This is a genomic window from Mesorhizobium kowhaii (assembly GCF_042431665.1).
Taxonomy (GTDB): Bacteria; Pseudomonadota; Alphaproteobacteria; order Rhizobiales; family Rhizobiaceae; genus Mesorhizobium; species Mesorhizobium kowhaii.
This window is the reverse complement of sequence record NZ_JBHLYT010000206.1, coordinates 1-2,214: the sequence shown is the minus strand read 5'-3', so window position 1 is coordinate 2,214 and position 2,214 is coordinate 1. Positions and strand designations below refer to the sequence as shown.

Annotated in this window: 2 protein-coding genes and 1 pseudogene; 2 read left to right on the top strand and 1 reads right to left on the bottom strand. The window is 61.6% G+C overall.

Going from position 1 to position 2,214, the window contains the following annotated elements; all coding sequences use genetic code 11:
• The coding region (gene groL / locus ACFFNA_RS39395; RefSeq protein WP_378925696.1) for a chaperonin GroEL at positions 1-1,380 on the top strand (1,380 nt) is incomplete at its 5' end.
• Positions 1,381-1,527: 147 nt separating this feature from the next.
• On the opposite strand, the gene ACFFNA_RS39390 is transcribed toward groL, so the two are convergent.
• Positions 1,528-1,806 (bottom strand): autoinducer binding domain-containing protein, encoded by a 279-nt coding sequence (locus ACFFNA_RS39390; RefSeq protein ID WP_378925694.1) that lies wholly within the window; start codon positions 1,804-1,806, stop codon positions 1,528-1,530.
• An 84-nt stretch (positions 1,807-1,890) separates the two neighbouring features.
• Here ACFFNA_RS39390 and ACFFNA_RS39385 point away from each other — a divergent pair.
• Positions 1,891-2,143: pseudogene (locus ACFFNA_RS39385) on the top strand (hypothetical protein); the annotation flags it as partial.
• Positions 2,144-2,214 lie beyond the last annotated feature (71 nt).

Below are 2,214 nucleotides of genomic sequence, written 5' to 3'. Positions count from 1 at the left end.
CTGGCGCAGTCGATCGTCCAGGAAGGCCACAAGGCGGTTGCCGCCGGCATGAACCCGATGGACCTGAAGCGCGGCATCGATCTGGCCGTCACCGAAGTCGTCGCCCACCTCACCAAGAACGCCAAGAAGATCAAGACCTCCGAGGAAGTTGCCCAGGTCGGCACCATCGCCGGCAATGGCGACGAGTCGGTCGGCAAGATGATCGCCGAAGCGATGAAGAAGGTCGGCAACGAAGGCGTCATCACGGTTGAGGAAGCCAAGACCGCCGAGACCGAACTCGAAGTCGTCGAAGGCATGCAGTTCGACCGCGGCTATCTCAGCCCCTACTTCGTCACCAACGCCGACAAGATGGTTGCCGAACTCGAGGACGTCTACATCCTGCTCCACGAGAAGAAGCTCTCCAACCTCCAGGCGATGCTGCCGGTTCTCGAAGCCGTCGTGCAGACCTCGAAGCCGCTGCTCATCATCTCGGAAGACGTCGAAGGCGAGGCCCTGGCCACGCTGGTCGTCAACAAGCTGCGTGGCGGCCTGAAGATCGCCGCTGTCAAGGCTCCGGGCTTCGGTGATCGCCGCAAGGCCATGCTGGAAGACATCGCCATCCTCACCGGTGGCCAGGTCATCTCGGAAGACCTCGGCATCAAGCTCGAGAACGTCGGCCTGAACATGCTCGGCCGCGCCAAGAAGGTGTCGATCTCCAAGGAGAACACCACCATCGTCGACGGCGCCGGCAAGAAGGCCGAGATCCAGGGCCGCGTTGCCCAGATCAAGCAGCAGATCGAAGAGACCACCTCGGACTACGACAAGGAGAAGTTGCAGGAACGTCTTGCGAAGCTCGCGGGCGGCGTTGCGGTGATCCGCGTCGGCGGCGCGACGGAAGTCGAAGTCAAGGAAAAGAAGGACCGCGTCGATGACGCCCTCAACGCGACCCGCGCGGCCGTCGAAGAAGGCATCGTTGCAGGCGGCGGCGTAGCCCTGCTGCGCGCTTCGGCCAACATCAAGGTCACCGGCGTCAATGCCGACCAGGCTGCCGGCATCAACATCGTTCGTCGTGCGCTGCAGGCTCCGGCCCGCCAGATCGCGGCCAACGCCGGTGCGGAAGCTTCGATCGTTGCCGGCAATATCCTTGACAACAAGGGCGCGACCTACGGCTACAACGCCCAGACCGGCGAGTATGGCGATATGATCGCCATGGGCATCGTCGATCCGGTCAAGGTCGTTCGCACGGCTCTCCAGGACGCGGCCTCGGTCGCCGGCCTGCTCGTCACCACCGAAGCCATGATCGCGGAGGCTCCGAAGAAGGACTCGGCTGGCGGCGGCATGCCGGGCGGCATGGGCGGCGGCATGGGTGGTATGGGCGGTATGGGCGGCATGGATTTCTAATCCAACCCATTCAGCCCTCAGATACGGAAAGGGCGGCATCGATGCCGCCCTTTCTTCGTGTCCATTGCGCCGGTTGTCGGCGACCCGCAAGCCGGGGTATGCCCGCCAAGAACGTGCGCACGGCCTTGTCCGATAGGTCGATCTTCTTTAATCAACCAATGTCAAAGCACGCAGCCCGCAGCGAAGCACGGGATCGATGTCGAAAAACTCCTTCTCGATGTAGCGTTTTACCCACTCAGGCGAATAGGTGGTCAGATAGAACGGCTTACTCGGTTCCTCGTAAACCGGCCTGACGGTAAGAAAGGCCGCCGTCTCAAGGCCGTAACCGTCGACAATTGTGTTCAGAAGGTCCGCAGCGTCGGCAGGAGAGGCAACTGCGCGAATACCCTCCGTCATGTCGTGAAAATTTGAGTCAAATTGCGCCATATCCAGCTTACCTTCTCGCTATAAGTGCCTCTCCAAGCCAGTCGCGTGGATATCTAACTAGGTTGCTCCTCGCTGGATTCCAGCACGCTGATCCTGCCCGATGCGGATGCCCCTATCGCCGACGCATTGGAGTTTTGGCCAACTTGCAAGCCTGGTGGGTGCCCCAGCGAACTATCTGCGCCAGCTCCCCGCCCCGCTTGCCGGCATCAATCTCCAGTACGGCATGACTTCGCACCGGGCCGAACAGGTGAAGACGCTGGAGATCGAAAACGGCCGCGTCGAACTGCGGGCGGTCACGGGGCTGGACTATGGCAGTTATCTAAACAGTCAAGCTGTCTCACCGGCTTTTCATTGATCCCTTTCCATCGACGCCGAGCCTGACGCCGCCCGCAAGCGGTGGCGATCTCG